The sequence below is a fragment of the Oceaniferula marina genome (assembly GCF_013391475.1).
GTDB lineage: Bacteria > Verrucomicrobiota > Verrucomicrobiia > Verrucomicrobiales > Akkermansiaceae > Oceaniferula > Oceaniferula marina.
In genome coordinates, this window is sequence record NZ_JACBAZ010000033.1 from 1 (window position 1) to 2,980 (window position 2,980).

Sequence of the window (2,980 nt, forward strand, 5' to 3'; positions counted from 1 at the left end):
CACTGGGAAAAAATTGAGGAGGAGTTGTCGGCTTTGCCAAGACCGTTGGCCTTGATGATTCAAAATGATTATTTGGCGGTCACTCTATTGCAAAAGCTTGAGGATCTGGGCGTAAGGGTGCCCGAAGAAGTGGCTGTAATCGGAGCGGATAATGATGAGCTTCACTGTGTCCCAACTACGATATCGATTACAAGTGTGGATGATGATCTGGATCAGATCGGTTACACTGCGGCTCAGACACTCGACCGGATGATGGATGGTGAAGAAGTCTCCGAACTTATACTTGTTCCCCCCAAGGAGGTTGTAGTTAGGAGTTCTACGGATACCATTGCTATTTCGCATGAACCCACAGCCAAAGCACTTGCCTATATTCGGAAAAATTTCTGCGATTCTATCAGTATCGATCTACTAGCTGAACGTTGTGGTATGAGTCGAAGGCGTTTGGAAGACGCCTTTAAAAAATATGTCGGGCGAACGATGGCAGCTGAAATACAGAGGCTACGTCATGACAATGTGAAACGATTCCTCAAGAAGACTGACCTGAAACTTAACGCCATTGCGCATGAGTGTGGATACGCAGATGGTGCTCATTTGAGTAAATCATTCAAAAAGCAAGAGTTGATCACTCCACAGCTTTATCGTTTGAGCCAACGATGAATAGTTTTTAAGAATGTGCCGCATGTCCACAAAAAGTGTCCATTGCACGATCGGTGTGTGTCCACAAAAAGTGTCTGTCCACACCGATCGTGGACATTCCCTCCGAAAAATACACTATCACAGCATGAACGACTTTTTCAGGAAGCCCTACAATAATAAGCGTCAGAATGAGAACTTATTCTTACCCTTGCCCACCTTGAAGCGTTTTGATGCGTTTAATTTAGTAATCTCTAGTGTGAAAGGGGCATCACTAACCACGGTAATCTCCACTGGTTTGTCTTTCGCATCACGTCTTTCAGCGATAATATCAGCAGTAATCCCTCCAAAACGTAATCCCCTTATTCCATGGCAATCTATTCGAGACAAATCCCAATTCACATGTTTGTTAGCCCCTTGTACTTCAAAGCCGAGCACATTCTCTATCAGCATAGCAATTGGACCACAGCCGGTCCATCCAACGAAGTCAGGACGAGCTTGGTGTGATCCATGAAGCCCCCCCGTACCACTCCCTGGACGTTCCATGTCTGGAGCGTATAGCTCATATACTGTCCCCGTTTTTTTGAAAACCGAATAGATCTCATCAAGGTAACGTTCGGTCGCTTCACGCGCAAAGTTGCGGTGCCCTTGCCTTGCTAAGCCTCGGATAATAGCATAATTTGTCGGTGCCCACACGCCGCCTCTCCAATATCCCCCTGAAGGGTCATATCCAGGTTGATCCGCGGCCAGAGTCGGAAAGATGTTTTTCCGCCAGAAGGCTTTGCTATCTTTGAGGTTTGCAATGAGCTTTGCCTCCTGTTCAGGAGTAGTAATTCCGGCAAGCATCGGCCAAAAACAACCCGCTGTTTTCCACTTCACATGTTCGCCCTGATCATCCACATCATAAAACAAACCCTCTTCTTCATTCCACATCCATTTTTGAATAAGATTTACAATTTCATTAGAGCGTTTATCGAATTTTACAGCCTTATCATGGAGCCCTAATTTACGGCACATTGCACTTAGATCCTTATATTGCATTACCATCTGAGTAGACATATCTACCCAGCCAGAGCCTTGCCGTGGAGTGTTGTCCATTCCGCTTCCTAGTCCATTGCTCCAGAAAAGACCGTGTGCTGTATTACTTTTTTTTCTCCCCGTCTCAAGCCATTCGACATAACGCTCAAGTACAGGCAACACAAGAGCAAAGCGCGACTTGTCACCAGTCACTCTGTAGCTTTCCATCTCTGCCCAGCTAAACAAGGGTGGATTAATTGCGGATGGACTGTTTTTACTATGGTAGTCTTCCCCATTGGTTTCCCTGATCTCGCGATCTATAAAGCCGTCATAGTGCTGCTTGCAGTAAAAATTATCAAACGATTGCACTGCAGGAAAAACATGATCCCCATAGCGTGCGAACATTACCATGAAGATTGTGTCCCATTGGAAAATGTTAGAGTTATACGCCTCGTCAAGATAGTTTGAGACGAATCCGTTTTTTTCGGGTTCTGGTTTTTTAAAGTGGTCAAATGCCAGTTCCCAGCACTTCCAATACAATTCAAGGTATTCAGGATTTGATTCCAAAACGGGGACAGGTAGCTTACCTCGATTTGCCTTAAAAGTAGGCAGCGGCTCAGGAATATACTTTTTCTTTTTAAAGTAAATCCCTCTCTGCATCGAGATCGGCAATCGAACTTCCGCATCGAGCGCATTCCCGCTTATTCTTAGCCCACGCAGATTCATTACGGCTTGGGTTTTCTTTGGATGAGGCACGACCGCAATATCATACACACCAGCTTTGCCAATACGGATTGAGCCCAAGTCAACATCCTTAAAATCATTCCATGATCCAGTGTCTACAACCTTCCCCATCACTCTAGATGCCGATGATCCTTTTGTGATAGTTATGTCATAACCATTTCCTTCGCTTCTGGCTTCTGCTGCTTGCACACAGGATATTTTAAAGGTCCCCACAGACTTAAACTCAACTTGCCAAGCCACAATTGTTTTCTCATCCTCCCATGATCCTATGCAATCGTTTTGCTGTTCCCTAGCAGCCTCACCTCTGATTTCCGCTTGTTTGTTACTCAGAAAAACCTCGGCCGCAGGAACATGCTGCTGTAAAAGCAGAATTGATGCTAAGAAAATTACTGTTTTGGCTATCATAACTATCATTACAGCCTCCCACTCAAAATCTTTCAAGGTCTAGCCCTCCCAAAGCACATGCCTTGGCGTTGTGGGCAGCGACCCAGTCTGAAACCATCACTCCGTCAAACCCCCATTCCTTTTTTGCCACTGTTTCCTGTAACCACTTGTGTTCTGAGGCGTAAACGCCATTAACACGATT

At 45.3% G+C, this 2,980-nt stretch carries 2 protein-coding genes; one reads left to right on the forward strand and one right to left on the reverse strand.

The features are described from left to right. Window positions 1-657 (forward strand): substrate-binding domain-containing protein (locus HW115_RS19235; RefSeq protein ID WP_178935212.1); only part of this gene is annotated, 657 nt, incomplete at its 5' end. A gap of 162 nt (window positions 658-819) precedes the next feature. Here HW115_RS19235 and HW115_RS19240 read toward each other — a convergent pair. Then, window positions 820-2,799, reverse strand: coding sequence for an MGH1-like glycoside hydrolase domain-containing protein (locus HW115_RS19240; RefSeq protein ID WP_227021685.1), 1,980 nt, complete (start codon window positions 2,797-2,799; stop codon window positions 820-822). Between the last annotated feature and the right edge of the window lie 181 nt (window positions 2,800-2,980).